Origin of the sequence: Mesorhizobium sp. RCC_202, from assembly GCF_041355295.1 — a bacterium.
GTDB lineage: Bacteria > Pseudomonadota > Alphaproteobacteria > Rhizobiales > Rhizobiaceae > Mesorhizobium.
The window spans coordinates 125,408-149,583 of the sequence record NZ_JBFUPO010000009.1; the positions used below are offsets into that span (position 1 = coordinate 125,408).

General features: G+C 62.4%; 35 protein-coding genes. 1 reads left to right on the forward strand and 34 read right to left on the reverse strand.

The window, feature by feature from the left end; translation table 11 throughout:
• Window positions 1-48 precede the first annotated feature (48 nt).
• The 34 genes from AB6802_RS20920 to rpsL all read right to left on the reverse strand — a co-directional run bounded on the left by AB6802_RS20920 (window position 49) and on the right by rpsL (window position 23,404).
• Window positions 49-876 carry an aspartyl/asparaginyl beta-hydroxylase domain-containing protein gene (locus AB6802_RS20920; protein ID WP_371012084.1) on the reverse strand — a complete coding sequence of 276 codons (828 nt, stop codon included), beginning with the start codon at window positions 874-876 and terminating at the stop codon, window positions 49-51.
• A gap of 359 nt (window positions 877-1,235) precedes the next feature.
• On the reverse strand, window positions 1,236-2,546 hold the full coding sequence (locus AB6802_RS20925) for a replication-associated recombination protein A (protein ID WP_371012085.1): 1,311 nt from the start codon (window positions 2,544-2,546) through the stop codon (window positions 1,236-1,238).
• Between the two features lie 98 nt (window positions 2,547-2,644).
• On the reverse strand, window positions 2,645-4,138 hold the full coding sequence (locus tag AB6802_RS20930; protein WP_371012086.1) for a DegQ family serine endoprotease: 1,494 nt from the start codon (window positions 4,136-4,138) through the stop codon (window positions 2,645-2,647).
• 191 nt (window positions 4,139-4,329) lie between these two features.
• On the reverse strand, window positions 4,330-4,761 hold the full coding sequence (gene rplQ / locus AB6802_RS20935) for a 50S ribosomal protein L17 (protein WP_371012087.1): 432 nt from the start codon (window positions 4,759-4,761) through the stop codon (window positions 4,330-4,332).
• A 105-nt stretch (window positions 4,762-4,866) separates the two neighbouring features.
• Entirely contained in the window at window positions 4,867-5,877 is a 1,011-nt protein-coding gene (locus AB6802_RS20940) for a DNA-directed RNA polymerase subunit alpha (protein ID WP_040983001.1), read from the reverse strand.
• Window positions 5,878-5,981: 104 nt separating this feature from the next.
• Window positions 5,982-6,371 carry a 30S ribosomal protein S11 gene (gene rpsK / locus AB6802_RS20945; protein WP_006205444.1) on the reverse strand — a complete coding sequence of 130 codons (390 nt, stop codon included), beginning with the start codon at window positions 6,369-6,371 and terminating at the stop codon, window positions 5,982-5,984.
• Window positions 6,372-6,512: 141 nt separating this feature from the next.
• Window positions 6,513-6,881, reverse strand: a complete 369-nt coding sequence (rpsM, locus tag AB6802_RS20950; RefSeq protein WP_027170351.1) for a 30S ribosomal protein S13 — start codon at window positions 6,879-6,881, stop codon at window positions 6,513-6,515.
• A gap of 228 nt (window positions 6,882-7,109) precedes the next feature.
• Window positions 7,110-7,700, reverse strand: coding sequence for an adenylate kinase (locus tag AB6802_RS20955; RefSeq protein WP_371012088.1), 591 nt, complete (start codon window positions 7,698-7,700; stop codon window positions 7,110-7,112).
• Entirely contained in the window at window positions 7,697-9,037 is a 1,341-nt protein-coding gene (gene secY / locus AB6802_RS20960; RefSeq protein WP_371012089.1) for a preprotein translocase subunit SecY, read from the reverse strand. Before secY ends, AB6802_RS20955 begins: the two co-directional genes overlap by 4 nt.
• A 257-nt stretch (window positions 9,038-9,294) precedes the next feature.
• Window positions 9,295-9,768: a 50S ribosomal protein L15 gene (gene rplO, locus AB6802_RS20965; protein WP_140544877.1), complete on the reverse strand. Its 474-nt coding sequence runs from the start codon at window positions 9,766-9,768 to the stop codon at window positions 9,295-9,297.
• 22 nt (window positions 9,769-9,790) lie between these two features.
• Entirely contained in the window at window positions 9,791-9,988 is a 198-nt protein-coding gene (gene rpmD, locus AB6802_RS20970) for a 50S ribosomal protein L30 (RefSeq protein WP_006205449.1), read from the reverse strand.
• A 24-nt stretch (window positions 9,989-10,012) separates the two neighbouring features.
• Window positions 10,013-10,576, reverse strand: a complete 564-nt coding sequence (rpsE, locus tag AB6802_RS20975) for a 30S ribosomal protein S5 (RefSeq protein WP_371012090.1) — start codon at window positions 10,574-10,576, stop codon at window positions 10,013-10,015.
• Window positions 10,577-10,748: 172 nt separating this feature from the next.
• Window positions 10,749-11,111, reverse strand: coding sequence for a 50S ribosomal protein L18 (gene rplR / locus AB6802_RS20980; protein ID WP_371012091.1), 363 nt, complete (start codon window positions 11,109-11,111; stop codon window positions 10,749-10,751).
• Between the two features lie 136 nt (window positions 11,112-11,247).
• Complete coding sequence (gene rplF, locus AB6802_RS20985) at window positions 11,248-11,781, reverse strand: 50S ribosomal protein L6 (protein ID WP_371012092.1); 534 nt, start codon at window positions 11,779-11,781, stop codon at window positions 11,248-11,250.
• 89 nt (window positions 11,782-11,870) lie between these two features.
• On the reverse strand, window positions 11,871-12,269 hold the full coding sequence (gene rpsH, locus AB6802_RS20990) for a 30S ribosomal protein S8 (protein ID WP_371012093.1): 399 nt from the start codon (window positions 12,267-12,269) through the stop codon (window positions 11,871-11,873).
• 12 nt (window positions 12,270-12,281) lie between these two features.
• A complete protein-coding gene (gene rpsN, locus AB6802_RS20995; protein ID WP_371012094.1) occupies window positions 12,282-12,587 on the reverse strand; it encodes a 30S ribosomal protein S14 in 306 nt (101 codons plus the stop codon).
• A gap of 26 nt (window positions 12,588-12,613) precedes the next feature.
• Window positions 12,614-13,192 carry a 50S ribosomal protein L5 gene (gene rplE / locus AB6802_RS21000; protein ID WP_371012095.1) on the reverse strand — a complete coding sequence of 193 codons (579 nt, stop codon included), beginning with the start codon at window positions 13,190-13,192 and terminating at the stop codon, window positions 12,614-12,616.
• Window positions 13,185-13,499 (reverse strand): 50S ribosomal protein L24, encoded by a 315-nt coding sequence (rplX, locus tag AB6802_RS21005; RefSeq protein WP_371012096.1) that lies wholly within the window; start codon window positions 13,497-13,499, stop codon window positions 13,185-13,187. The genes rplE and rplX overlap by 8 nt, the downstream gene beginning before the upstream one ends.
• 12 nt (window positions 13,500-13,511) lie before the next feature.
• Entirely contained in the window at window positions 13,512-13,880 is a 369-nt protein-coding gene (gene rplN / locus AB6802_RS21010) for a 50S ribosomal protein L14 (RefSeq protein ID WP_006205457.1), read from the reverse strand.
• A 73-nt stretch (window positions 13,881-13,953) separates the two neighbouring features.
• Window positions 13,954-14,193: a 30S ribosomal protein S17 gene (rpsQ, locus tag AB6802_RS21015; RefSeq protein ID WP_140815876.1), complete on the reverse strand. Its 240-nt coding sequence runs from the start codon at window positions 14,191-14,193 to the stop codon at window positions 13,954-13,956.
• A 4-nt stretch (window positions 14,194-14,197) separates the two neighbouring features.
• On the reverse strand, window positions 14,198-14,398 hold the full coding sequence (rpmC, locus tag AB6802_RS21020; protein WP_371012097.1) for a 50S ribosomal protein L29: 201 nt from the start codon (window positions 14,396-14,398) through the stop codon (window positions 14,198-14,200).
• A gap of 14 nt (window positions 14,399-14,412) precedes the next feature.
• A complete protein-coding gene (gene rplP / locus AB6802_RS21025) occupies window positions 14,413-14,826 on the reverse strand; it encodes a 50S ribosomal protein L16 (protein ID WP_371012098.1) in 414 nt (137 codons plus the stop codon).
• 27 nt (window positions 14,827-14,853) lie between these two features.
• On the reverse strand, window positions 14,854-15,582 hold the full coding sequence (rpsC, locus tag AB6802_RS21030; RefSeq protein WP_371012099.1) for a 30S ribosomal protein S3: 729 nt from the start codon (window positions 15,580-15,582) through the stop codon (window positions 14,854-14,856).
• A complete protein-coding gene (rplV, locus tag AB6802_RS21035) occupies window positions 15,582-15,971 on the reverse strand; it encodes a 50S ribosomal protein L22 (protein WP_010909277.1) in 390 nt (129 codons plus the stop codon). Before rplV ends, rpsC begins: the two co-directional genes overlap by 1 nt.
• 2 nt (window positions 15,972-15,973) lie before the next feature.
• Complete coding sequence (gene rpsS, locus AB6802_RS21040; RefSeq protein WP_006205463.1) at window positions 15,974-16,252, reverse strand: 30S ribosomal protein S19; 279 nt, start codon at window positions 16,250-16,252, stop codon at window positions 15,974-15,976.
• Window positions 16,253-16,268: 16 nt separating this feature from the next.
• Window positions 16,269-17,102 (reverse strand): 50S ribosomal protein L2, encoded by an 834-nt coding sequence (gene rplB, locus AB6802_RS21045; protein ID WP_027170366.1) that lies wholly within the window; start codon window positions 17,100-17,102, stop codon window positions 16,269-16,271.
• 22 nt (window positions 17,103-17,124) lie between these two features.
• Window positions 17,125-17,418: a 50S ribosomal protein L23 gene (locus AB6802_RS21050; protein ID WP_371012100.1), complete on the reverse strand. Its 294-nt coding sequence runs from the start codon at window positions 17,416-17,418 to the stop codon at window positions 17,125-17,127.
• Window positions 17,415-18,035, reverse strand: coding sequence for a 50S ribosomal protein L4 (gene rplD, locus AB6802_RS21055; RefSeq protein ID WP_371012101.1), 621 nt, complete (start codon window positions 18,033-18,035; stop codon window positions 17,415-17,417). Before rplD ends, AB6802_RS21050 begins: the two co-directional genes overlap by 4 nt.
• Complete coding sequence (gene rplC / locus AB6802_RS21060) at window positions 18,035-18,751, reverse strand: 50S ribosomal protein L3 (RefSeq protein WP_371012102.1); 717 nt, start codon at window positions 18,749-18,751, stop codon at window positions 18,035-18,037. The genes rplD and rplC overlap by 1 nt, the downstream gene beginning before the upstream one ends.
• Before the next feature lie 61 nt (window positions 18,752-18,812).
• Window positions 18,813-19,121 carry a 30S ribosomal protein S10 gene (gene rpsJ / locus AB6802_RS21065; protein ID WP_010909272.1) on the reverse strand — a complete coding sequence of 103 codons (309 nt, stop codon included), beginning with the start codon at window positions 19,119-19,121 and terminating at the stop codon, window positions 18,813-18,815.
• Window positions 19,122-19,191: 70 nt separating this feature from the next.
• Complete coding sequence (gene tuf / locus AB6802_RS21070) at window positions 19,192-20,367, reverse strand: elongation factor Tu (protein WP_371012103.1); 1,176 nt, start codon at window positions 20,365-20,367, stop codon at window positions 19,192-19,194.
• Window positions 20,368-20,432: 65 nt separating this feature from the next.
• A complete protein-coding gene (gene fusA, locus AB6802_RS21075) occupies window positions 20,433-22,523 on the reverse strand; it encodes an elongation factor G (RefSeq protein ID WP_371012104.1) in 2,091 nt (696 codons plus the stop codon).
• A gap of 29 nt (window positions 22,524-22,552) precedes the next feature.
• On the reverse strand, window positions 22,553-23,023 hold the full coding sequence (gene rpsG / locus AB6802_RS21080; RefSeq protein ID WP_112099612.1) for a 30S ribosomal protein S7: 471 nt from the start codon (window positions 23,021-23,023) through the stop codon (window positions 22,553-22,555).
• A gap of 9 nt (window positions 23,024-23,032) precedes the next feature.
• Window positions 23,033-23,404, reverse strand: a complete 372-nt coding sequence (gene rpsL, locus AB6802_RS21085; protein WP_006202128.1) for a 30S ribosomal protein S12 — start codon at window positions 23,402-23,404, stop codon at window positions 23,033-23,035.
• 461 nt (window positions 23,405-23,865) lie between these two features.
• Here rpsL and AB6802_RS21090 point away from each other — a divergent pair, with 461 nt between their 5' ends.
• Window positions 23,866-24,147, forward strand: coding sequence for a transcriptional regulator (locus AB6802_RS21090; protein ID WP_371012105.1), 282 nt, complete (start codon window positions 23,866-23,868; stop codon window positions 24,145-24,147).
• The last annotated feature ends 29 nt before the right edge of the window (window positions 24,148-24,176 follow it).

Genomic DNA, 24,176 nt, shown 5'->3' on the forward strand with positions numbered 1-24,176 from the left:
TTCGGCCGGACAACGGCCGAACCGGAGAACAAGCAGCAATTGCCAGGATCAGTTGGCAGCCGCCTTCGGCTTGGACGAGCCGATCATCTTCCAGTTCTTGTAAAAGACCGAATTGATGCGCTCGACGCTGACCGAGACGATGGCCAGAAGGCCGGCGATCAGCCCAGGGAACGGAGACGGCCGGATGATGTCGACGAAGACACAGTAGCGGCGGCCGTCATACTCGTTGACCGAGCGGTGGAACAGCGTGTCGTCGAAGATGAACAGCGGATTGTCGAACCAGTAGTTCTTTTTGCTGCCGCACTGGACGAAGATCTCCGCCTGCACCGGGATCAAATTGTAGAGAATGCGCAGGCTGAGCCGCAGCGGGCCGAAATGCCAGGAAGTCGATTCGCGCTTGCTGAAAACCGAGACGGCAATCGTCTTGATGTATTTGTAATCCTTGTTGAATTCCGGGACGTTGTCGATCTTGTGCTTGCCGTACCACTGGTAGACATACATGCCGCGCCGGCCGGCGCCGAAATTGGCATCGATGTCGGCGATGATCTCATCCTTGCGCGCCTTGAAGACGCCGAGAATCTCGTTGATCTCGCGCTGATAGTCTTCCGGGAACTGCTCGGGCTTCCACACGCCGGGGTTCCGGTAGCAGATCAGATCGACGATCAGGTTGAACGGCGATAGCAGCCAGGTGAACAGGCCGTTGCCGAGGAAATAGCGTTCGAAAAGGTTGCGGTCCTTCTGGTCGTTGCGCATGACGTCGATCAGGCCGCAGACGACGAAGATCGCCGTTATGATCGGGATGAAGTAGAAGGCGAGCGCGAGAACCACCACTGCAATCGCAGCCTTGCGAAGGGTCTTGACGGTTTGCTTTGTCATTCTTGTTACGCGCGGGTGCGCGGTCCTATTCCATGAGCCAAAATCACGGCGACCCCCGCGGGCCGTGCGCCTTGATAGGATTTTTTGTTTCCCGGCACAATGCTAAGGCATGGGTCCGAGCCGCCAGCAGGCATAAATATTTGGAGTAAAAAACTCCACTTAAAGCGCATCGCGGCGGGATGGATTCAAACGACGCGCTTCAAGTCACCGACACCCTCTCCTCTTCCAGCCCTTTCGGCCGCTTGGGCAGCGGCATCAATGCCAATGCCACGGCAAGCAATGCATGCAGCGCGATCGATGTAGGGATGCCCCAGGGCGAAATCTCGCTTCGAAGCGCACCGACCGCCTGGCCGCGCAATTCAGCCGTTCCGTTCGCTGCGCAGCTTTGCCCAGTATTCCAGCCGCTTGCGGATATCGCGTTCGAAGCCGCGTTCGGGCGGATCGTAGAATGTCCGCCGTCCCATCTTTTCAGGGAAATAATCCTGGCCGGAAAACGCGTCCGGTTCGTCATGATCGTAGCGATAGCCGGCGCCGTAATCTTCCTCTTTCATCAGCTTGGTCGGCGCGTTGAGGATGTGTTTCGGCGGCAGCAGCGAGCCGAATTCCTTGGCGGCGGCCGTCGCGGCCTTGAAGGCATTATAGACAGCGTTCGATTTCGGCGCGGTGGCGAGATAAACGGCGGCCTGGGCAAAGGCGAGCTCACCCTCAGGAGAGCCGAGATAGTCATAGGCATCCTTGGCGGCGTTGGCGACGACCAGCGCCTGCGGATCGGCAAGGCCGATATCTTCCACCGCCATGCGCACCAGCCGGCGGCCGAGATAGAGCGGATCCTCGCCGGCGTCGAACATGCGGGCGAGATAGTAGAGCGCTGCATCCGGATCGGAGCCGCGCACCGACTTGTGCAGCGCCGAGATCAGATTGTAATGGCCGTCCTGACCCTTGTCGTAGATCGGCGCGCGGCGCTGGATGACGCGCTGCAGGCCTTCGGGAGTGAACACTTCGCCTTTCTTGGCGGCGCGCCAGACCTCCTCGGCCAAAGTCAGTGAGGCGCGGCCGTCGCCGTCCGCCATGCGGATCAGCATCGCGCGCGCCTCGTCGTCGAGCGGCAGCGCCCTGCCCTCGGTTTCCTCCGCTCGCGCCAGCAGCTTGGCGATGCTCTCCTCGCCAAGCGAACGGAACACCAGCACGCGCGCGCGCGACAAAAGCGCGGCGTTGAGCTCGAAGGACGGGTTTTCCGTCGTGGCGCCGACCAGCACGACGGTGCCGTCTTCCATCACGGGAAGAAAGCCGTCCTGCTGCGCGCGGTTGAAGCGGTGGATCTCATCGACGAAGAGCAGCGTCTGGCGGCCGTTGGCGCGACGCAGCTTTGCCGTCTCGAACACCTTCTTGAGGTCGGCCACGCCGGAAAACACCGCCGATATCTGCTCGAAGGCAAGATCGGTCTCGCCGGCGAGCAGCCGCGCCACGGTCGTCTTGCCGGTGCCGGGCGGCCCCCAGAAGATCATCGATCCAAGCGAACCGGAATCGATCAGTCTGGTCAGTGCGCCGTCAGGGCCGGTCAGATGCTCCTGGCCAACGACCTCGCCGAGGTTCTTCGGGCGCAGCCGGTCGGCAAGCGGCCGGCCAGGCGCCGCTTTTTCGGGTTCATCAACGCTGAAGAGATCAGCCATGCAAGTCTTTTGGTTGGAGCACGAGCCTGCTCTTTCTGGAGCATGATCCTATCGGAAAACCGGTTCCGGGGATCATGCTCTAAAATGGGAAGATCGCCTCAGTAGCGCAACACCTGGCGCAGTATCTGCCCGCCACGCTCGACGGTAAAGCGCCACCAGCGCGTGTCCTGCTGGGCGGCCTGCGCCAACGTTGCGGCGGTGTCGATGGTGGTGCCGTTCACCTCGCGCACGATATCGCCCGGCTGGAAGCCGAAATCGGCGGCCGGTGAATCGCGGTTGACATCGACCACGGTGACACCCTTGAGGTCGGTGCGCAGGCCAAGCCGCTGGGCAAGGCGCGGCGATAGTTCCGTCACCTTGGCGCCGGAGAACGGGCTGCGGCCATGCAGCGTCACCTCGACCGCCCTGGCGCCTTCCGGCGCGCGCTCCAGCGGGATCTCCAGCGTCGCCTGCTGGCCCTTGGTCAGGATAGCGAAGGTTGCCTTGGTGCCGATCGACAGCGTCGCCATGCGGTAGTCGAGCGCCTCGATGCTCTCGACCGGCGTGTTGTTAAGCGACAGGACGACATCGCCTGGCTTCAGACCGGCCTTGCCGGCCGGGCCGGCGCCCTCGACCGAAGAGACCAGCGCGCCGGTCGGCTTCTCCATGCCGAGCGATTCGGCGATCTGCGGCGTCACCGCTTCGAACTCGGCGCCGATATAGGGACGCTCGAAGAAGTCGAGCCCCGCCTTGGCGGCGTCGGCGAAGGCGCGCACCATGTTCGACGGGATGGCGAAGCCGATGCCGATCGAGCCACCGCTGCGGCTGTAGATGGCGGTGTTGATGCCGACCAGCTGGCCGCCCATGTTGATCAGCGCGCCGCCGGAATTGCCGGGGTTGATGGCGGCATCGGTCTGGATGAAATAGCCGGAATCCGAGACGCCGATATGGCTGCGGGCAAGTGCGGAAACGATGCCGCTGGTGGTGGTCTGGCCGACGCCGAACGGGTTGCCGATGGCTAGCACCAGATCGCCGACCTCGAGCGCGTCGGAATCGCCGATGGCGATCACCGGGAACGGCTTGTCGGCGGAAATCTTGAGCACGGCGAGATCGAGCGTTTCGTCCTTGAGCATGACCTTGGAGGTGAACTCGCGGCCGTCGGCGGTCGCCACCTTCACTTCGTCGGCATCCTTGATGACATGGTAGTTGGTGACGATGACGCCGCTCGGATCGACCAGCACGCCGGAGCCCAGCGAGGACTGCGCGCGCGGCTGGGCGCGGCCGAAGAACTCCTCGAAGAACGGATCGCCCTCGAAAGGCGAGACCACCTTGGCGGTCTGCGAGGCATAGACGTTGACCACCGCCGGCGCGGTCTGCTTGACCAGCGGCGCGAAGGACAACTGCACCTCTTCGCGGCCGAACGGCACGCGCTTGTCGGGACCGGACGTGCCGTTCTCGCCTTCGACGCCATGCAGCAGGTCGGTCAGCACATCGGAGAGACCGGGATCGGCCGGCTTGGCGGCATCCTCTGCCAGTGCCTGCCGCACGGCCGGCGCCGCGGCGAAGGCGGCGAGCGCGCAAATGGCAACAAGAAACAGCCGTTTGAGGTGCATTTCCGAATCCCTCCTGAACGGGCGCCATTGTCCCGACGATTGTGCAGAATGAAAGGCTAATGCACGCAAATGCGGCACTTGTCGCGCAAAAGAGTAAGCGCCAGGTCGAAAATTCGCCCTCACCTGCTCGCGCTTCAAAAATGCAAAAGGGGCCCGAAGGCCCCTTGAACTCATTGAAGAAAACGCTGGCCTCAGGCGGCCGCGGCTTCCTCGTTGGCGCCTTCAGCTTCGACGCGAGCGCGGTCGGCGGCGCCCTTGGCCGAAGTGTCGCGATCGACGAACTCGATGACCGCCATGGCGGCGTTGTCGCCCTTGCGGAAGCCCGCCTTCATGATGCGCAAATAGCCGCCGTTGCGGGTGGCGTAGCGCGGAGCGATGGTTTCGAACAGACGCTTGACGACGCCTTCATTGCCGATCTGCGCGATCACCTGGCGGCGGGCGTGCAGGTCGCCGCGCTTGCCGAGCGTCACCAGCTTCTCGACGATCGGACGCAGGTCCTTCGCCTTCGGCAGGGTGGTGACGATCTGCTCGTGCTCGATCAGAGACACGGCGAGGTTGGCGAACATCGACTTGCGGTGGCTTACGCTGCGGGCGAAGCGACGGCCTTTAAAACCGTGGCGCATGGCTCTTTTCCTTCTTCAGTTGTTCAAGAGGCCATAGCCTCTGATGGTTTTCCGCATGACCGTCGGATCGAGTGGCTCACGCCGCCCGATCCTTGGAATTCATGCTCAATATTGGTCTTCGTAACGTTTTGCGAGGTCTTCGATGTTTTCCGGCGGCCAGTCCGGCACTTCCATGCCGAGGTGCAGGCCCATTGCCGCCAAGACTTCCTTGATCTCGTTCAGCGACTTGCGGCCGAAGTTCGGGGTGCGCAGCATCTCGGCTTCGGTCTTCTGGATCAGGTCGCCGATATAGACGATGTTGTCGTTCTTCAGGCAGTTGGCCGAACGCACCGAAAGCTCGAGCTCGTCGACCTTCTTGAGCAGCGCCGGGTTGAAGGCGAGCTCGGTGACGGCTTCGGCGGCGACTTCCTTCTGCGGCTCGTCGAAGTTGACGAACAGGGCGAGCTGGTCCTGCAGGATGCGAGCGGCGAAAGCCACCGCGTCCTCGCCCGAAATCGAGCCGTTGGTTTCGATCGTCATGGTCAGCTTGTCATAGTCGAGAACTTGGCCCTCGCGGGTGTTCTCGACCTTGTAGGAGACCTTCTTGACCGGCGAGTACAGGCTGTCGACCGGGATCAGGCCGATCGGCGCGTCCTCGGCGCGATTACGCTCGGCCGGCACGTAGCCCTTGCCGGTGTCGACGGTGAACTCCATGCGAATCTCCGCCCCTTCGTCCAGCGTGCAGATCACGTGGTCGGGGTTGAGGATCTCGACGTCGCCAACCGTCTGGATGTCGCCGGCGAGCACGGCGCCCGGGCCCTGCTTGCGCACGACCATGCGCTTGGGACCATCGCCTTCCATGCGGATGGCGATTTCCTTGATGTTCAAGACGATGTCGGTCACGTCCTCGCGCACGCCGGCGATGGACGAGAATTCATGCAGCACGCCGTCGATCTGCACGGCGGTCACAGCCGCGCCGCGCAGCGAAGACAAAAGCACGCGCCGCAGCGCGTTGCCCAGCGTCAGGCCAAAACCGCGCTCGAGCGGTTCGGCGACCAGCGTGGTCAGCGTCTTCTTCTTCGACGAGAACTCGATCTTGTTCGGCTTGATCAGTTCCTGCCAGTTTTTCTGGATCATGGTGTCTTCCTTCCTTGGACCCGCCACCATCCAATCGTGGCGGGCAGCCTGGAAATACCGTGGAGGACCGCCCTGAGGGGCGTTCGCGCGGCGTTCAGTAATTGTTAGACGCGACGCTTCTTGCGCGGGCGGCAGCCATTGTGCGGGATCGGCGTCACGTCACGGATCGACGTGATGGTGAAGCCGGCGGCCTGCAGGGCGCGCAGCGCCGATTCGCGGCCGGAGCCGGGTCCGCAGACCTCGACCTCGAGCATGCGCATGCCGTGTTCCTGCGCCTTCTTGGCGACGTCTTCGGCAGCCATCTGGGCGGCGAACGGGGTCGACTTGCGCGAACCCTTGAAGCCCTGGGCACCGGCCGACGACCAGGCAATCGAATTGCCCTGCGCGTCGGTAATGGTGATCATGGTGTTGTTGAAGGTCGAATTGACGTGGGCAACGCCCGACGAGATGTTCTTGCGTTCGCGACGGCGAACACGAGCGGCTTCCTTGGCCATAATAGTCCTTTCAGTTGATCTCTACACCGCCGTAATGCCAGCGGCTCCACCTAGGAAAGTGAATAGCAAATTAGTGAGTAGTGAAGAGATGCAGCCGTTGACGCTGCTACTCACTACTCACTACCGGCTACTCACTCCAATTTACTTCTTCTTGCCGGCGATCGCCTTGGCCGGGCCTTTGCGGGTGCGCGCATTGGTATGCGTGCGCTGGCCGCGAACCGGCAGCGAGCGGCGGTGACGCAGGCCGCGGTAGCAGCCGAGGTCCATCAGCCGCTTGATGTTCATCGAGACTTCGCGGCGCAGATCGCCTTCGACCTGGTAGTCGCGGTCGATCGTCTCGCGGATCTGCAGCACTTCGGCGTCGGTCAACTGGTTGACGCGACGGTCCGCCGGGATGCCGACCTTGTCGACGATCTCCTGGGCAAACTTCTTGCCGATGCCGTGAATGTATTGAAGCGCGATGACGACGCGCTTGTTGGTCGGAATGTTGACGCCGGCTATACGAGCCATATTCTTCTCTTTCTCCATATGGGCCGGACAACCCCGATAAACAAGGTAGGCCGGCACTGTCAAAGTTGCCCCGCGTCCGGTGGAGGCCGGCCCTTGCGGGAGTTTCCTGGTTCAAAACGGATGCCTTGCCCTTTTGGGGCAAGCAAACTCCATGCCTGACAGGAAGACGGGCCGCCATACCCCAGCGGCTCGCTCCAGTCAAGCGCAATCTTTAATTGTTGCCGCGGCCTACTTCACCGCAGCCGCGAGCACCTTGCCGATCTCCGCGGTCACCGCATCGATACTGGCCATGCCGTCGACGGTCTTGAGCTTGCCTTTGGCGTAGTAATAGCCGGTCAGCGGCGCCGTCTTTTTGTAATATTCGCGCAGGCGCTCTTCGAACACCTCGGGGTTGTCGTCCTTGCGCACCGGCTGGCCGGCGGCCTTGGCATCCTCGGCGCGCTTGACGATTCGCCCGACCAGCGCCTTGTCGTCGACGACGAGCTCGATGACGGTGTCGAGTGCAATGCCGCGCTCGGCGAGCATGGCCTCGACAGCGTCGGCCTGCACCAGTGTGCGCGGATAGCCATCGAGGATGAAACCGTTGGCGCAATCGGCCTGGTCGATGCGCTCGGCGACGATCGCGTTGACGATGGCGTCCGACACCAGCTCGCCGGCATCCATCACCGCCTTGGCGCGCTTGCCGACCTCGGTTCCTGCCTGGACTGCTGCACGCAGCATGTCACCCGTCGAGAGCTGTGGTATGCCGTGTTTTTCTACCAGTCTTTGTGCTTGCGTCCCCTTGCCCGCTCCTGGCGGCCCAAGCAATATCAGCCTCATCTGCTCCTCTTCCCCCCGCGCAACTTCGACTTCTTGATCAGGCCCTCATATTGGTGCGCGATCAGGTGACCCTGAATCTGCGCCACCGTGTCGAGCGTGACACTGACCACGATCAGAAGCGATGTGCCACCGAGGTAGAAAGGTACGCCAGTCGCCGAAATCAGGAACTCCGGCAGCAGACAGACAAGCACCAGGTAGATGGCGCCGATGACGGTGATGCGCGTCAGCACATAGTCGATGTAATCGGCAGTACGCTCGCCCGGACGATAGCCCGGGATGAAGCCGGAATGCTTCTTGAGCTGGTCGGCCGTGTCCTTCGGGTTGAAGACGATCGCCGTGTAGAAGAAGGCGAAGAAGACGATCATGCTCGCGTAGAAGATCATATAGAGCGGCTGGCCGTGGCCGAGCGAGGCCAGGATGGTGCTTGCCCAAGCCGGCAGGTTGGTCGACTGCGAGAAGCCGGCCACTGTTGCCGGCAAAAGCAGCAGCGAAGACGCGAAGATCGGCGGGATGACGCCTGATGTGTTGAGCTTCAGCGGCAGGTGCGAGGTGTCGCCCTGGAACATACGGTTGCCGACCTGGCGCTTCGGATACTGGATCAGCAGGCGGCGCTGCGCGCGCTCGAAGAAGACGATCAGGCCGATGACGATGATAGCGAGCACGATGATCGCCAGGATCAGGCCGGTCGACAAGGCGCCGGTGCGGCCCAGTTCCAGCGTGCCGGAGATTGCCCTGGGCAGGCCGGCGACGATGCCGGAGAAGATGATCAGCGAGATGCCGTTGCCAATGCCGCGCGCCGTGATCTGCTCGCCGAGCCACATCAGGAACATGGTGCCGCCGACCAGCGTGCAGACGGTCGAGAGCCGGAAGAAGATGCCCGGATCGTTGACGATGCCGGCGCCGCCTTCGAGGCCGATCGAAATGCCGTAGGCCTGGACCAGCGCCAGAAGCACGGTGCCGTAGCGCGTGTACTGGTTGATGATCTTGCGGCCCTGCTCGCCTTCCTTCTTCAGCGCTTCCAGCGACGGAATGACCGACGTCATCAGCTGCATGATGATGGAGGCGGAGATATAGGGCATGATGCCGAGCGCAAAGATCGCCATGCGCTGCACGGCGCCGCCGGCGAACATGTTGAACATGCCGAGCACGCCCTTGCTCTGCGAAGAGAAGGCCTGGGCGAAGGCGTCGGGGTTGATGCCGGGAAGCGGGATGTAGGTGCCGAGGCGGTAGACGAGCAGCGCACCGATCGTGAACCAGATGCGCTTCTTCAGGTCTTCGGCCTTGGCGAAGGCCGCAAAATTGAGATTGGAGGCTAGTTGTTCAGCAGCCGAAGCCATGCCTGATTCTCCGCTAGAGCATGGTGCCGAAAAGTGTGGAGCGGTTTTCGGACAACGTCATGCTCTACTTCATTGATTTCTATGCCACGCTCGATGTCCGCAGCTCAGGCGGCGCGTGTCACCGAAGCTCACGAGATAAGCTCCGGACTGTAAACATGCAAGCGGCCGCGTTGACGCGGCCGCTCAATTCAACGGAGCAAAGCGCGGTTCGGCGGCAAATGCGAACGCATTCGGGCCGGCTGCGCTTCAAATCGCCGTTACTCGGCGGCGGCCGCTTCCGGCAACTTCACCGAACCGCCGGCCTTTTCGATCTTTTCGATCGCGGCCTTGGAGGCGCCGGCGACGTCGAAGGAGAGCTTGGCCTTGAGTTCACCGTCGGACAGCACGCGCACGCCGTCCTTGACGCGGCGGATGACGCCGGCGGCGACCAGGGCCTCCGCCGTCACGGTCGCCTTGGCGTCGAGCTTCTTGGCGTCGACGGCGGCCTGGATACGGGCCAGCGAGACGACCGTGAAGCTCTTGGCGAAGATGTTGTTGAAGCCGCGCTTCGGCAGGCGCCGGTAGAGCGGCATCTGGCCACCCTCGAAGCCGTTGATGGCGACGCCGGAGCGCGCCTTCTGGCCCTTGACGCCGCGACCGGCTGTCTTGCCCGAGCCGGAACCGATGCCGCGGCCGAGACGCTTCTTGGAGTGCGTCGCGCCGTCCTTGTCACGCAGATCGTTGAGTTTCATCTGAGTTCTCCTGCGCTTCTGTTCAGCCCTCGTCCACGACGCGGACGAGGTGCTGGACGGCAGCGATCATGCCGCGCACGGAAGGGGTGTCTTCCAGCGTGCGCTGCTTGTGCATCTTGTTGAGGCCGAGGCCGACCAGCGTCGCGCGCTGTTCCTTCGGGCGGCGGATCGGCGAACCGATCTGCTCAACGGTGATGGTCTTGGTAGCTTTCTTGGCCATGGTCTAAATCCCTGGTCAGATCGACTATTCTTCAGCCGCAACGGCGGTGCCGCGGCGGGCCTGAAGGGTCGAGTACTTGACGCCGCGCGCAGCAGCCACATCCTTCGGATGCATCTGGCTCTTCAGCGCGTCGAAGGTGGCGCGGACCATGTTGTAGGGGTTCGACGAACCCATCGACTTGGCGACCACGTCATGCATGCCGAGCGTCTCGAAGACGGCGCGCATCGGACCACCGGCGATGATGCCGGTACCCTGCTTGGCAGCGCGCAGCAGAACGCGTCCAGCGCCCCAGCGGCCTTCGACATCGTGATGCAGCGTGCGGCCGGAGCGCAGCGGCACGAAGATCATGTCGCGCTTTGCCGATTCGGTTGCCTTGCGGATGGCTTCCGGCACTTCGCGCGCCTTGCCGTGACCGAAGCCGACGCGGCCTTTCTGGTCGCCGACGACGACGAGTGCCGCAAAACCAAAGCGACGGCCGCCCTTGACGACCTTGGCGACGCGGTTGATGTGGACCAGCTTGTCCACCATGCCGTCATCGCGTTCTTCACGATCGCGGCCGCGGCCGCCATCCCTACGTTCCTGTGCCATATCCTGTTCCTTGTTTTTTTCCGGAAGCACGGTTGATGATAAGATCCGGTGCCTCGCCCCGAAAAAATCGGGAAACGGTCACCGGGGGCGAAAGCTAATTTTTCCCTCGCATAATCTCTATCCGAAAAGTCTGCAACTTTTTGCTACGCCGACCTTCGGTTCGGGATCATGCTTAGAAGCTCAGACCACCTTCGCGGGCAGCCTCGGCCAGGGCCTTGACGCGGCCGTGATAGATGTACGGGCCACGGTCGAAGACGACTTCCTTGACGCCGGCCTTGGTGGCGCGCTCGGCGATCAGCTTGCCGATCGCGGCAGCGGCAGCGGTGTCGGCGCCGGTCTTGAGCGAACCCTTGAGGTCCTTCTCAAGCGTCGAGGCGGCAGCCAGCGTGTGGCCGTTCGCGTCGTCGATGACCTGGACGTAGATGTGCTTCGAGGTGCGGTGCACCGAAAGCCGAGGACGCTCGCCGGCAACCTTCTTGAGCTGGCGGCGGACGCGCTGCGCGCGGCGCTGGATGGTTTCTTTTGGGCTAGCCATGATGTCAGTTCCTTGCCTTCAGTAAACGGGGGCAACCCTGTGCGGTAGGCCAAGCCTCCCGCGGTCGCGCCCCGCGGCGTTGTATTCTCAGACCTGGCCCCTTGCGAAAAGTCTGCGACCTTTCGGGGCCAAGCTATTACTTCTTCTTGCCTTCCTTGCGCACGATGCGCTCGCCGGCATAGCGCACGCCCTTGCCCTTGTAGGGCTCGGGACCGCGATACTCGCGGATCTCGGCTGCAACCTGGCCGACCTGCTGCTTGTCGATGCCGGTAATCGTGATTTCCGTCGGCTTCGGCACGGTGATCGTGATGCCAGCCGGCGTCTCGTAGACGACGTCATGGCTGAAGCCAAGCGCCAGCTGCAGGTTCTTGCCCTGCAACGCCGCGCGGTAGCCGACGCCGGTGATCTCGAGCTTCTTCTCGAAGCCGTCCTTCACGCCCTGCAGGATGTTGACGATCTGCGTGCGCGACATGCCCCACTTGGAACGTGCGGTCTTGGTCTGGTCGCGCGGCTGGACAGCGATCTCGCTGCCTTCCATCTTGACCAGCACTTCGTCGTTCACCACGAACTTCAGCTCGCCCTTGGGGCCCTTCGCCGTCACGGTCTGGCCGTTGACGGTCGCGGTCACGCCCTGCGGCAGCGAAACGGGTTTCTTTCCAATACGAGACATTTTGTTGTCCTCGTCACTTCTCTTGTTTCAGGTCTCTGTCTTCGGGAACGATCCGAAGACCGGATTCCACTTTGCGGTCAGCTGCCGGATCAGAAGATCTGGCAGAGGATCTCACCGCCGACGTTCTGTTCACGCGCTTCGTGGTCGGCCATCACGCCCTTCGGTGTCGAAAGGATGGCGATGCCGAGGCCGTTGGCGACATGCGGAATCGACTTGGCCGACACATAGACGCGGCGGCCCGGCTTCGAAACGCGGGCGATTTCGCGCACGACCGGCGCACCGTCGAAATACTTCAGCTCGATCTCGATTTCGGACTTGCCGTTGTCGAAGTCGGTCTGGCTGTAATCGCGGATGTAGCCTTCCGACTTCAGCACGTCGAGAACACGGGTACGCAGACGCGAGGCCGGAGTCGAAACGGTCGACTTCTTGCGGCCATAGGCGTTGCGGATGCGGGTCAGCATATCGCCGAGGGGATCGCTCAATGACATCTCAGTGTCTCCTTACCAGCTCGACTTGACCAGGCCCGGGATCTGGCCGTTATTGCCGAGATCACGCAGCGCGATACGCGAAAGCTTGAGCTTGCGATAATAGGCGCGCGGGCGGCCCGTCACTTCGCAACGGTTGCGAATGCGGATCTTGGCCGAATTGCGCGGCAGCGCCGAAAGCTTCAGCTGAGCGCGGAAGCGCTCTTCCATCGGCTTCGACTGATCCATGATGATCGCCTTCAGCGCAGCGCGCCTGGGACCGAACTGGTCGGCAAGCTTGCGGCGTCTGTTGTTCTTTTCGACTGAGCTGGTCTTTGCCATTTCAGATTTTTCCTTTTTCGCTGCCGTTACTGGCGGAAGGGGAAGTTGAAAGCCTTGAGCAATGCCCTGGCCTCGTCGTCCGTCTTCGCCGTCGTACAAACGATGACGTCCATGCCCCAGACCTGATCAACCTTGTCGTAGTTGATCTCCGGGAACACGATGTGTTCCTTGATGCCCATGGCGTAGTTGCCACGGCCGTCAAAGCTCTTCGGGTTCAGTCCGCGAAAGTCGCGAACGCGCGGCAGCGCGATGTTCACGAGGCGGTCGAGGAACTCGTACATGCGTTCCTTGCGCAGCGTGACCTTGGCGCCGATCGGCATATTCTCGCGCACCTTGAAGCCTGCAATCGAGTTGCGGGCGCGGGTGACGACGGCCTTCTGGCCGGCGATCATCGCGAGATCCTCGGCGGCGACCGAGGGCTTCTTGGAGTCCGCGGTCGCTTCGCCGACACCCATGTTCAGCACGATCTTGTCGATGCGCGGAACCTGCATGTCGTTGTCGTAGCCGAACTGCTCCTGCATCGCCTTGCGGATGGTCTCGTTGTAGACCTTCTTGAGGCGGGGCTCGTTCTTTGCAGTTGCCTGCTTGCTTGCAGCCTTAGCCATTGATGACTTCTCCCGAACGCTTGGCGACGCGCACCTTCTTGCCGTCCTTCTGGGTGGTGAAGCCGACGCGGGTCGGCTTGCCATCCTTGGGGTCGGCCAGCGCGATATTCGACAGGTGGATCGGCGCTTCCTTGGTGATGATCCCGCCCTCTTGGGACTGGGTCTGCTTCTGGTGACGACGGATCATGTTGACGCCGCGCACCAGCGCGGTGTCTTCCTTCGGCTGAACCGACAGGACTTCGCCCGAACGGCCCTTGTCCTTGCCGGCAAGCACGACGACCTTGTCGCCTTTTTTTATCTTTTGCATTGGTCCGGCTCCTTACAGCACTTCAGGCGCGAGCGAGATGATCTTCATGTGGTTCTTGGCGCGCAACTCGCGCGGAACCGGCCCGAAGATACGCGTGCCGATCGGCTCTTTCTTATTGTCGACGAGAACGGCCGCGTTCTTGTCGAAACGGATCACGCTGCCGTCCGGGCGGCGGATGTCCTTGGCCGTGCGAACCACGACCGCCTTCATCACATCGCCCTTCTTAACGCGGCCGCGCGGAATGGCTTCCTTGATCGACACCACGATGATGTCGCCGACGGAAGCATATTTCCGCTTCGAACCGCCCAGCACCTTGATGCACATGACACGACGGGCGCCGGAATTGTCCGCGACGTCGAGGTTTGTTTGCATCTGAATCATGACTGGCCGCCTTCTTCTTTTCTAACGGGACAGGCGCGCGACGCCCCTCCCCGGTCTGTCCAAAATTCGTTGTTTACGCCTGGTCCGAGGTAATGACGATCCAGCGCTTGTCCTTGGAAATCGGCTTCGATTCCTGGATGAACACCTCATCGCCAACCTTGTGGGCGTTGGTTTCGTCGTGCGCCTTGTACTTCTTGGTCATGCGCACGGTCTTCTTCATGACCGGATGCGTGAAGCGACGCTCGACCTTGACGACGACCGTCTTCTCGTTCTTGTCGCTGACGACGGTGCCCTGCAGGATGCGCTTTGGCATGGTCTTAACCCTTCTTGGCCGCGGCTTTTTGCGCGGCAATGGTCTTGATGCGCGCGATGTCCTTGCGGACCTGTTTCACGCGCGCGGTCTTCTCGAGCTGGCCAGTCGCCTTCTGGAAGCGCAGGTTGAACTGCTCTTTCTTGAGGGCCGCCAGGTCGTCGGTCAGCTGATCCTGGGTCTTGGTCCGGATGTCTTCGGCTTTCATGGTTCAGCCCGTCCTTATTCTGCGATGCGCTGTACGAAGCGCGTCTTAACCGAGAGCTTGGCGGCGCCGAGACGCAGCGCTTCACGCGCGATCTCCTCGCTGACGCCGTCGATCTCGAACATGATGCGGCCAGGCTTGACGCGGGCCGCCCAATAATCGACGGCGCCCTTGCCCTTACCCATACGCACTTCGGTCGGCTTCGAGGTGACCGGCAGATCCGGGAACACCCGGATCCAGACCCGGCCGGCGCGCTTCATCTCGCGGGTGATCGCGCGGCGGGCCGCCTCGATCTCGCGCGCGGTGACGCGGTTCGGCTCAAGCGCCTTCAGCCCGAAACCGCCGAAATCCAGATTGGTGCCGCCCTTGGCGGTACCGTGGATACGGCCCTTAAACTGCTTACGGAACTTTGTGCGCTTTGGCTGCAGCATCGTTCTAACTCCAAATTCTCAAATGTCTCAGGCGTTCTCGCGACGGCGACCGCGTTCGCGCTCACCACCACCGCCGCCATGCGCTGCATCACCTTCGGTGGCGCGACGCTCGGAAGCCATCGGGTCGTGCTCGAGGATCTCGCCCTTGAACACCCACACCTTGACGCCGCAGATGCCGTAAGCCGTGTTGGCCTCGGCCGTGCCGTAGTCGACATCGGCGCGCAGCGTATGCAGCGGCACACGGCCTTCGCGGTACCACTCCATGCGCGCGATTTCGGCGCCGCCGAGACGGCCGGAGCAGTTGATACGGATGCCTTCGGCGCCGAGACGCATGGCCGACTGAACGGCGCGCTTCATGGCGCGGCGGAACGCGATGCGGCGCTCGAGCTGCTGGGCGATCGACTGCGCGATCAGCGTGGCGTCGATTTCCGGCTTGCGCACTTCAACGATGTTGAGGTGCGTCTCGGACTTCGTCATCTCGGTCAGCTTCTTGCGAAGCTTCTCGATGTCGGCGCCCTTCTTGCCGATGATCAGGCCCGGACGCGCCGCGTGAATGGTGACGCGGCACTTCTTGTGCGGGCGCTCGATCACGACCTTGGAGATCGCGGCCTGCTTGAGTTCCTTCTCAAGATACTTGCGGATCTTGATGTCCTCATGCAGCAGCTGGCCGTACTCGCCCGTGTTCGCGAACCAGCGCGAATCCCAGGTGCGGTTGATGCCGAGACGCAGCCCGATCGGATTGACTTTCTGGCCCATTATGCGGCCTCCCCTTTTTCCTCGACTTCACGAACGACGATCGTGAGGTGCGAAAACGGCTTCTCGATACGGCTGGCGCGACCGCGGCCACGAGCGTGGAACCGCTTCATGACGATCGACTTGCCGACATAGGCTTCCGCCACCACCAGCGCATCGACGTCGAGGTCGTGATTGTTTTCCGCGTTGGCGATCGCCGATTCCAGCGTCTTCTTGACCGTGCCGGAAATCCGCTTGGCCGAGAATTCGAGGTCGGAGAGCGCGGTCGCGACCTTCTTGCCGCGGATCAGCGCGGCAACCAGGTTCAGCTTCTGCGGGCTGATACGGATCGTGCGCAGAACGGCGCGCGCCTCGTTGTCAGCAAGCCTGCGCGGAGCTTTGGCCTTGCCCATGATTATTTCCTCTTCGCCTTCTTATCCGCGCCGTGACCGTAATAGGTCCGGGTCGGAGCGAATTCACCGAACTTGTGGCCGACCATGTCCTCGTTCACCGAGACCGGGACGTGCTTCTGGCCGTTGTAGACACCGAAGGTGAAGCCGACGAACTGCGGCAGGATGGTGGAGCGACGGCTCCACATCTTGATCACCTCATTGCGACCACCTTCACGAACCTTGTCCACCTTCTTGAGAAGGTAGCCGTCGATGAAGGGGCCTTTCCAAATAGAACGAGTCACTTGGCGTTACCTCTTCTTAGCTCTTGCGCTGATGGCGCGAGCGCAGGATGAACTTGTCGGTCGCCTTGTTGGACCGCGTCTTCTTGCCCTTGGTCGGCTTGCCCCATGGGCTGACCGGATGACGGCCACCCGAGGTGCGGCCTTCACCACCGCCGTGCGGATGGTCGACCGGGTTCATAGTCACGCCGCGATTGTGCGGGCGCTTGCCACGCCAAACCGTGCGGCCGGCCTTGCCGTCGTTGATGTTGCCGTGGTCGGGGTTCGACACGGCACCGACCGTGGCCATGCAGGAACCGTGAACGACACGCTGCTCACCCGAGTTGAGGCGAAGGATCGCCATGCCCTGGTCGCGGCCGACGAGTTGGGCGTAACCACCCGCCGAACGGGCGACCTGGGCGCCCTTGCCCGGCTTCAGCTCGATGTTGTGGACGATCGTGCCGACCGGCATCGAGGCCAGCGGCATCGCATTGCCCGGCTTCACGTCGACCGCTTCGCCGGCCACGATCTTGTCGCCGGCGGCAAGGCGCTGCGGGGCGATGATGTAGGACAGCTCGCCGTCGTCATACTTGATCAGCGCGATGAAGGCGGTGCGGTTCGGATCGTATTCGATGCGCTCGACCGTGCCGACGACATCGTACTTCTTACGCTTGAAGTCGATGATGCGGTACGAACGCTTGTGACCGCCGCCGATGAAGCGGGCCGTGATGCGGCCGTAATTGTTGCGGCCGCCCGACTTGGTCAGGCCCTCGGTCAGGCCCTTGACGGGCTTGCCCTTGTAGAGCCCCGAGCGGTCGACGATGACCAGCTGGCGGGTGCTCGGCGTTACCGGGTTGAATTTCTTAAGTGCCATTGTTCTGTCCTCGCGGCCTTGCTCAGAGACCCGTCGCGACGTCGATCGACTGGCCATCGGCCAGCGTCACTACCGCCTTCTTGACGTCGCCCTGGCGGCCAACGGTGCCGCGGAAGCGCTTGATCTTGCCCTTGCGGACGAGCGTGTTCACAGCCGTGACCTTGACGCCAAACAGCGCTTCGACCGCGGCCTTGATTTCCGGCTTCGACGCCTTCTTGGCGACGTTGAAGACGACCTGGTTGTTCTCGGACGCCATGGTCGACTTTTCGGTGATCGCCGGCGAGACGATCACGTCGTAATGACGAAGGTCGGTCATTTGAAGCGCTCCTCGAGAGCCTCGACGGCGGCCTTCGAAAGGACCAGCGTGCCGCGGCGCAGAATGTCGTAAACGTTGATGCCCTGGATGGGCAGCACGTCGATGTTCGGAATGTTGGTCGCCGCCAGCTTGAAGTTCTTGTCAAGCTCGGCGCCGCCGATGACCAAAGCGTTGGTCAGGCCCAGCGTCGCGAAATTCGCGATCAGCGCCTTGGTCTTGGCTTCGGTCAGCTTCAGCTCGTCGATGACGATGATCGAAGCGCTTTTGGCTTTGGCCGAGAGCGCATGCTTCAAGCCCAGAGCGCGAACCTTCTTCGGCAGTTCATGCTCGTGGCTGCGCACGACCGGGCCGTGCGCCTTGCCGCCGCCGCGAAACTGCGGAGCGCGAGCCGAGTGGTGACGAGCGCGGCCCGTACCCTTCTGCTTGTACATCTTGGCGCCGGTGCGCGCGATCTCGGCGCGGCCCTTGGCCTTGTGCGTGCCCTGCTGCTTCTTGGCGAGCTGCCAGCGCACGACGCGCTGCAGGATGTCCTCGCGTGGGTCAAGGCCGAAAATCTCCTCGGAGAGCTCCACCTTGCCGGCGTCTTTGCCGCCCAGCGTTGTGATCTTGATGTCCATTATTCCGCTCCCTCGGTGGCCGGGGCTTCGTTCTTGGCGGCAGCGGCACGGATCGCGGCGGGCTTCGGCGCGTTGGCCGGCAGCGCAACCTTGGCAGCGTCGCGAACCAGGATCCAGGCGCCCTTGACGCCGGGGACGGCGCCGCGGATCAGGATCAGACCGCGATCGGCGTCGGTCGAGACAACCTCGACATTCTGCGTGGTGACGCGGGTGTCACCCATGTGACCGGCCATATGCTTGCCCTTGAACACCTTGCCGGGGTCCTGGCGCTGACCGGTCGAACCGTGCGTGCGGTGCGAGACCGAGTTACCGTGCGTGGCGCGACCGCCACCCATGTGGTGCCGCTTGATCACGCCCTGGAAACCCTTACCGGTCGAGGTGCCCGTGACGTCGACCTTCTGGCCGACGACGAAATGCTCGACGGTGATCTCGGCGCCGACATCGATCATGTTGTCGGCGGAGACGCGGAACTCGGCGAGCTTCGCCTTCGGCTCGACGGAGGCGGCAGCGAAATGGCCGCGCAGCGCCTTCGACGTGTTCTTCACCTTGGCCAGGCCAACGCCGAGCTGGACGGCGGTGTAGCCGTTCTTCTCCTGCGTGCGCTGAGCCACGACCTGGCAGTTCTCCATCTGGAGAACGGTGACGGGAACGTGTTCGCCGGCATCGTTATAGATGCGGGTCATTCCCACCTTCTTTGCAATCACACCTGAACGCATCGGTTCAATTCCTTTAGAGTTCCGGGCCAGGGGCACCGCCCCTTACCGCGCTCTCGTTCCCTTAGAGCTTGATCTCGACGTCGACGCCGGCGGCCAGATCGAGCTTCATCAAAGCATCGACGGTCTGCGGGGTCGGATCGACGATGTCGAGCAGCCGCTTGTGCGTGCGCATCTCGAACTGCTCGCGGCTCTTCTTGTCGACGTGGGGCGACCGGTTGACCGTGAATTTTTCGATCCGCGTCGGCAGCGGAATGGGCCCGCGAACGTTTGCGCCGGTACGCTTGGCCGTCGACACGATTTCTTTCGTCGAGGCGTCGAGCACGCGGTGGTCAAACGCCTTAAGGCGGATGCGGATATTCTGTCCGTTCATGCGTCAATTCCTTGTTCTGGCGCGGCGCGGGCAGCTCCCGCGCCCGCGACAGATCGGTTTGAAGTCCAAATTACTCTTTGATGGTGACGACGATGCCGGCACCGACGGTGCGGCCGCCTTCACGGATGGCGAAGCGCAGCTTCTCTTCCATCGCGATCGGCACGATCAGCTCGACGTCGACGGTGATGTTGTCGCCAGGCATGACCATCTCGGTGCCTTCCGGCAGCGTCACGATGCCGGTCACGTCCGTGGTGCGGAAGTAGAACTGCGGACGGTAGTTGGTGAAGAACGGCGTGTGACGGCCGCCTTCATCCTTGGTCAGGATGTAGGCTTCGGCGACGAACTTCTTGTGCGGCTTCACGGTGCCGGGCTTGGCCAGAACCTGGCCGCGCTCGACGCCTTCACGGTCAACGCCGCGCAGCAGCGCGCCGATGTTGTCGCCGGCCTGACCCTGGTCGAGCAGCTTGCGGAACATCTCAACGCCGGTGCAGGTCGTCTTGGTGGTCGGACGGATGCCGACGATTTCCAGTTCCTCGCCAACCTTGACCACGCCGCGCTCGACGCGGCCGGTCACCACCGTGCCGCGGCCCGAGATCGAGAACACGTCTTCGATCGGCATCAGGAACGGCTTGTCGAGCGGACGAACCGGCGTCGGAATGTAGGCGTCGACCTGAGCCATCAGCTCGCGGATCGCGTCCTCGCCGATGGTCTTGTTGGAATCTTCCAACGCCGCCAGCGCCGAACCCTTGACGATCGGAATGTCGTCGCCGGGGAACTCGTTCTTCGACAGAAGCTCGCGAACCTCGAGCTCGACCAGCTCGAGAAGCTCGGCGTCGTCGACCTGGTCGACCTTGTTCAGGAACACCACGATCGACGGCACGCCGACCTGGCGGGCAAGCAGGATGTGCTCGCGGGTCTGCGGCATCGGGCCGTCGGCGGCCGACACGACCAGGATCGCGCCGTCCATCTGGGCGGCACCGGTGATCATGTTCTTCACATAGTCGGCGTGGCCGGGGCAGTCGACGTGGGCATAGTGACGGTTGGCCGTCTCATACTCGACATGCGCCGTCGAAATGGTGATGCCGCGCGCCTTCTCTTCGGGCGCCGCGTCGATCTGGTCATAGCGCTTGTATTCGCCAAAATACTTCGTGATCGCCGCCGTCAGCGACGTCTTGCCATGATCGACGTGGCCGATCGTGCCAATGTTCACATGCGGCTTGGTGCGCTCGAATTTACCTTTTGCCATGTGATCTCTCCATTCCTGCTTGCCCGTGCGGGGCTTGAATTAAGGTCTCGTGCAACCCGCTCGAGTTACGCGTATTTCTTCTGGACTTCCTGGGCGACCGCGGTCGGAACCGGCTCGTAGTGGTCGAACTGCATCGTGTACTGGGCGCGGCCCTGCGACATCGAACGCAGATTGTCGACGTACTTGAACATGTTCGCGAGCGGCACCATCGCGTTGATGACGACGGCAACGCCGCGCGCTTCCTGGCCCTGGATCTGACCACGACGGCCATTGAGGTCGCCGATGACGCCGCCGACATAGTCTTCCGGCGTCACGACCTCGACCTTCATGATCGGCTCCAGCAGCTGAACGCCGAGCTTCGGCGCGGCTTCCTTGAAGCACGCACGCGACGCGATTTCGAACGCCAGCACCGAGGAGTCGACATCGTGGAAGGCGCCGTCGATGAGCGTCGCCTTGACGCCGATCATCGGGAAGCCTGCGAACGGGCCGGAACCCATGACGCTGTTGATGCCCTTCTCGACGCCGGGAATGTATTCCTTCGGAACAGCACCGCCGACGATCTTGGACTCGAACACGAACTCTTCGCTCTCGGTGTTCGGCTCGAACACGATCTTGACGCGAGCGAACTGACCGGTACCGCCGGTCTGCTTCTTGTGGGTGTAGTCCTGCTCGTGCCTGCGGGTGATCGTCTCGCGATAGGCCACCTGCGGAGCGCCGACATTGGCTTCCACCTTGAACTCACGACGCATGCGGTCGACGATGATGTCGAGATGCAATTCGCCCATGCCGGCGATGATGGTCTGGCCCGATTCCTCGTCGGTCTTGACGCGGAAGGACGGATCCTCGGCCGCCAGGCGATGCAGCGCGAGGCCCATCTTTTCCTGGTCGTTCTTGGTCTTCGGCTCGATGGCGATCTGAATGACCGGATCGGGGAATTCCATGCGCTCGAGGATGACCGGATGCAGCGGGTCGCACAGCGTATCGCCGGTGGTGGTGTCCTTGAGGCCGGCAAGCGCAACGATGTCGCCGGCAAAAGCCTCTTCGACGTCGGCGCGCGAATTCGCATGCATCTGCAGCATGCGGCCGATGCGCTCCTTCTTGCCCTTGACGGTGTTGTCGACCGAGACGCCCTTGGCGAGCTTGCCCGAATAGATACGGGCGAAGGTCAGCGAACCGACGAACGGGTCGTTCATGATCTTGAACGCCAGCATCGACAGCGGCTCGTTGTCATCGGCATGACGCTCGATCTCGGCATCGGTCTTGGCATCGACGCCCTTGATGGCCGGCACGTCGATCGGCGACGGCAGGTATTCGACAACGGCGTCGAGCAGCGGCTGCACGCCCTTGTTCTTGAAGGCCGAGCCGCAGAACATCGGGTAGAACTTGACCGCGATCGTGCCCTTGCGGATCAGCGCGCGGATCTCGTCGTTCGACGGCATCTTGCCTTCGAGGTAATTCTCGAGCGCGGTCTCGTCCATCTCGACGGCCGCTTCGATCATCTTCTCGCGGTAGCGCTCGGCCTTTTCCTTGAGGTCGGCCGGGATCTCGACGACGTCCCAGGCAGCGCCCAGGGTCTCGTCGCGCCAGACAAGCGCGTTCATCTCGACGAGGTCGACGACGCCCTTGAACTCGGTCTCGGCGCCGATCGGCAGCTGCATGACGACAGCCTGCGCACCGAGGCGCGAGCCGATCATTTCCTCGGAGCGGTAGAAGTCGGCGCCGATCTTGTCCATCTTGTTGCAGAAGATCATGCGCGGCACGTGGTACTTGTCGGCCTGGCGCCACACGGTCTCGGTCTGCGGCTCCACACCGGCGTTGGCGTCGAGCAGCGCGATTGCGCCGTCAAGCACGCGCAGCGAACGCTCGACCTCGATGGTGAAGTCGACGTGTCCGGGGGTGTCGATGATGTTGAAGCGGCGCATCTTGCCGTCGCGACCCTTCCAGAAGGTCGTGGTCGCGGCCGACGTGATGGTGATGCCGCGTTCCTGCTCCTGCTCCATCCAGTCCATGGTGGCAGCGCCGTCGTGCACTTCGCCGATCTTGTGCGACTTGCCCGTGTAATAGAGGACGCGCTCGGTGGTCGTCGTCTTGCCGGCGTCGATATGCGCCATGATACCGAAATTGCGGTAGTCTTCGATTTTGTATTCGCGGGCCATCGTAGCTGCCTCTCAGTCCTGTTCGCGCTTTACCAGCGGTAGTGCGCGAAGGCGCGGTTGGCTTCTGCCATCTTGTGGGTGTCTTCACGCTTCTTGACGGCCGTGCCGCGGTTGTTGGCCGCGTCCATCAGCTCGCCCGAAAGGCGGTCGACCATGGTGGTCTCGTTGCGGTTGCGGGCAGCGGCGATCAGCCAGCGGATGGCCAGCGCCTGACGGCGCTCGGGGCGCACGTCGACCGGAACCTGGTAGGTGGCGCCGCCGACGCGACGCGAGCGCACTTCCACATGCGGCGCGACATTGTCGAGCGCCTGATGGAAGACGGTGACCGGCTCCTGCTTGGTCTTCGACTGGACCTGGTCGAGCGCGCCGTAGACGATGGTCTCGGCAACCGACTTCTTGCCGTCATACATGACGGCGTTCATGAACTTGGTGACGACGAGATCGCCGAACTTGGGGTCCGGATTGATCTCACGCTTTTCTGCACTGTGACGACGGGACATGGGAAACCCTTACTTCGGACGCTTGGCGCCGTACTTCGAACGACGCTGCTTGCGGTTTTTCACACCCTGCGTGTCGAGCACGCCGCGGATGATGTGGTAGCGAACGCCCGGCAGATCCTTGACGCGGCCGCCGCGGATCATGACCACCGAGTGCTCCTGAAGGTTGTGGCCTTCGCCGGGGATGTAGCCGATCACTTCAAAACCGTTGGTCAGGCGAATCTTGGCCACCTTGCGCAGCGCCGAGTTCGGCTTCTTCGGCGTCGTTGTGTAGACGCGCGTGCAGACGCCCCGCTTCTGCGGGTTCTGCTGCATGGCCGGGACCTTGTTTCGCTTCACCGGCGCCAGGCGCGGCTTGCGGATCAGCTGGTTGACGGTAGGCATTAAACCCTCTTGTCTCTCAATTCCGTGTCTGCCCTGTCAGGGCCGCTCAAAGCGTCTTTTCCATACGCAAATTCGGGCAAAACACCGCGCCTCGCGGTCCTGCCCGAACAAATGCAGAGGAAGCGGAAACCGCTTCATGCGCGCCGGAAAATGTCTTTTCGCTCGTAAAACGAACCCTGTTTGAGGCAAACTCCAAAGCGTGTCGCTTCGGACAGGAAAGCCTCACATCGGTTCTGACTGGGCGGCTTCTACTCGCAACCCTCCCAACCGTCAACCCCGGAACGCCAAATATTGCGCCTGATCAGAGGCTGGGCAGCCATGTGGAAAACGCATGTAATTTTCTTGCGCCTTTTTTCAATGGCGAGGAAGAAAGTGACCGGCTTTCGACTGTCCTCCTTGCCGGCTTCATGCCAAAAGGCCGGTTATGCGGGGCAATTTCCCGGCAATGAAGGAATCAGAGCGTGAACGACAACGAAGAACGACCGGTGACCATCATCACCGGACGGGTCTGGAAGAAGAAAGGCGGCAAGTCCGAAGGCGTCCATGTGATGCTGGTGGCGCCCGACGATGATTCGGCCGTTCGGCGCGCGCTCGAATCGCTCGCGGCGGAAGGATACGCCGAAGCCGAGCTCGACCAGATCGGCGACATGGACGGCGTGCCCGACGAGGAACCGCATCTGTCGGCCTACCAGGGCGCGCTCGAAGGCGAAGTCTCGATCGTCACTTTCGACGAGCCGATCTGATATCGGACCTGCGCGCGATAACGCCCTGC

What these genes read in the sequence shown, in the direction of transcription:
- AB6802_RS20920 (WP_371012084.1), bottom strand. Translation starts at nt 876, where the DNA reads ATGACAAAGCAAACCGTCAAGACCCTTCGCAAGGCTGCGATTGCAGTG.
- AB6802_RS20925 (WP_371012085.1), bottom strand. Translation starts at nt 2,546, where the DNA reads ATGGCTGATCTCTTCAGCGTTGATGAACCCGAAAAAGCGGCGCCTGGC.
- AB6802_RS20930 (WP_371012086.1), bottom strand. Translation starts at nt 4,138, where the DNA reads ATGCACCTCAAACGGCTGTTTCTTGTTGCCATTTGCGCGCTCGCCGCC.
- rplQ (WP_371012087.1), bottom strand. Translation starts at nt 4,761, where the DNA reads ATGCGCCACGGTTTTAAAGGCCGTCGCTTCGCCCGCAGCGTAAGCCAC.
- AB6802_RS20940 (WP_040983001.1), bottom strand. Translation starts at nt 5,877, where the DNA reads ATGATCCAGAAAAACTGGCAGGAACTGATCAAGCCGAACAAGATCGAG.
- rpsK (WP_006205444.1), bottom strand. Translation starts at nt 6,371, where the DNA reads ATGGCCAAGGAAGCCGCTCGTGTTCGCCGTCGCGAACGCAAGAACATC.
- rpsM (WP_027170351.1), bottom strand. Translation starts at nt 6,881, where the DNA reads ATGGCTCGTATAGCCGGCGTCAACATTCCGACCAACAAGCGCGTCGTC.
- AB6802_RS20955 (WP_371012088.1), bottom strand. Translation starts at nt 7,700, where the DNA reads ATGAGGCTGATATTGCTTGGGCCGCCAGGAGCGGGCAAGGGGACGCAA.
- secY (WP_371012089.1), bottom strand. Translation starts at nt 9,037, where the DNA reads ATGGCTTCGGCTGCTGAACAACTAGCCTCCAATCTCAATTTTGCGGCC.
- rplO (WP_140544877.1), bottom strand. Translation starts at nt 9,768, where the DNA reads ATGAAACTCAACGATCTGCGTGACAAGGACGGCGCGACGCACTCCAAG.
- rpmD (WP_006205449.1), bottom strand. Translation starts at nt 9,988, where the DNA reads ATGGCCAAGAAAGCTACCAAGACCATCACCGTTGAGCAGATCGGTTCG.
- rpsE (WP_371012090.1), bottom strand. Translation starts at nt 10,576, where the DNA reads ATGGCACAGGAACGTAGGGATGGCGGCCGCGGCCGCGATCGTGAAGAA.
- rplR (WP_371012091.1), bottom strand. Translation starts at nt 11,111, where the DNA reads ATGGCTAGCCCAAAAGAAACCATCCAGCGCCGCGCGCAGCGCGTCCGC.
- rplF (WP_371012092.1), bottom strand. Translation starts at nt 11,781, where the DNA reads ATGTCTCGTATTGGAAAGAAACCCGTTTCGCTGCCGCAGGGCGTGACC.
- rpsH (WP_371012093.1), bottom strand. Translation starts at nt 12,269, where the DNA reads ATGTCATTGAGCGATCCCCTCGGCGATATGCTGACCCGCATCCGCAAC.
- rpsN (WP_371012094.1), bottom strand. Translation starts at nt 12,587, where the DNA reads ATGGCAAAGACCAGCTCAGTCGAAAAGAACAACAGACGCCGCAAGCTT.
- rplE (WP_371012095.1), bottom strand. Translation starts at nt 13,192, where the DNA reads ATGGCTAAGGCTGCAAGCAAGCAGGCAACTGCAAAGAACGAGCCCCGC.
- rplX (WP_371012096.1), bottom strand. Translation starts at nt 13,499, where the DNA reads ATGCAAAAGATAAAAAAAGGCGACAAGGTCGTCGTGCTTGCCGGCAAG.
- rplN (WP_006205457.1), bottom strand. Translation starts at nt 13,880, where the DNA reads ATGATTCAGATGCAAACAAACCTCGACGTCGCGGACAATTCCGGCGCC.
- rpsQ (WP_140815876.1), bottom strand. Translation starts at nt 14,193, where the DNA reads ATGCCAAAGCGCATCCTGCAGGGCACCGTCGTCAGCGACAAGAACGAG.
- rpmC (WP_371012097.1), bottom strand. Translation starts at nt 14,398, where the DNA reads ATGAAAGCCGAAGACATCCGGACCAAGACCCAGGATCAGCTGACCGAC.
- rplP (WP_371012098.1), bottom strand. Translation starts at nt 14,826, where the DNA reads ATGCTGCAGCCAAAGCGCACAAAGTTCCGTAAGCAGTTTAAGGGCCGT.
- rpsC (WP_371012099.1), bottom strand. Translation starts at nt 15,582, where the DNA reads ATGGGCCAGAAAGTCAATCCGATCGGGCTGCGTCTCGGCATCAACCGC.
- rplV (WP_010909277.1), bottom strand. Translation starts at nt 15,971, where the DNA reads ATGGGCAAGGCCAAAGCTCCGCGCAGGCTTGCTGACAACGAGGCGCGC.
- rplB (WP_027170366.1), bottom strand. Translation starts at nt 17,102, where the DNA reads ATGGCACTTAAGAAATTCAACCCGGTAACGCCGAGCACCCGCCAGCTG.
- AB6802_RS21050 (WP_371012100.1), bottom strand. Translation starts at nt 17,418, where the DNA reads ATGACCGACCTTCGTCATTACGACGTGATCGTCTCGCCGGCGATCACC.
- rplD (WP_371012101.1), bottom strand. Translation starts at nt 18,035, where the DNA reads ATGGACATCAAGATCACAACGCTGGGCGGCAAAGACGCCGGCAAGGTG.
- rplC (WP_371012102.1), bottom strand. Translation starts at nt 18,751, where the DNA reads ATGCGTTCAGGTGTGATTGCAAAGAAGGTGGGAATGACCCGCATCTAT.
- rpsJ (WP_010909272.1), bottom strand. Translation starts at nt 19,121, where the DNA reads ATGAACGGACAGAATATCCGCATCCGCCTTAAGGCGTTTGACCACCGC.
- tuf (WP_371012103.1), bottom strand. Translation starts at nt 20,367, where the DNA reads ATGGCAAAAGGTAAATTCGAGCGCACCAAGCCGCATGTGAACATTGGC.
- fusA (WP_371012104.1), bottom strand. Translation starts at nt 22,523, where the DNA reads ATGGCCCGCGAATACAAAATCGAAGACTACCGCAATTTCGGTATCATG.
- rpsG (WP_112099612.1), bottom strand. Translation starts at nt 23,023, where the DNA reads ATGTCCCGTCGTCACAGTGCAGAAAAGCGTGAGATCAATCCGGACCCC.
- rpsL (WP_006202128.1), bottom strand. Translation starts at nt 23,404, where the DNA reads ATGCCTACCGTCAACCAGCTGATCCGCAAGCCGCGCCTGGCGCCGGTG.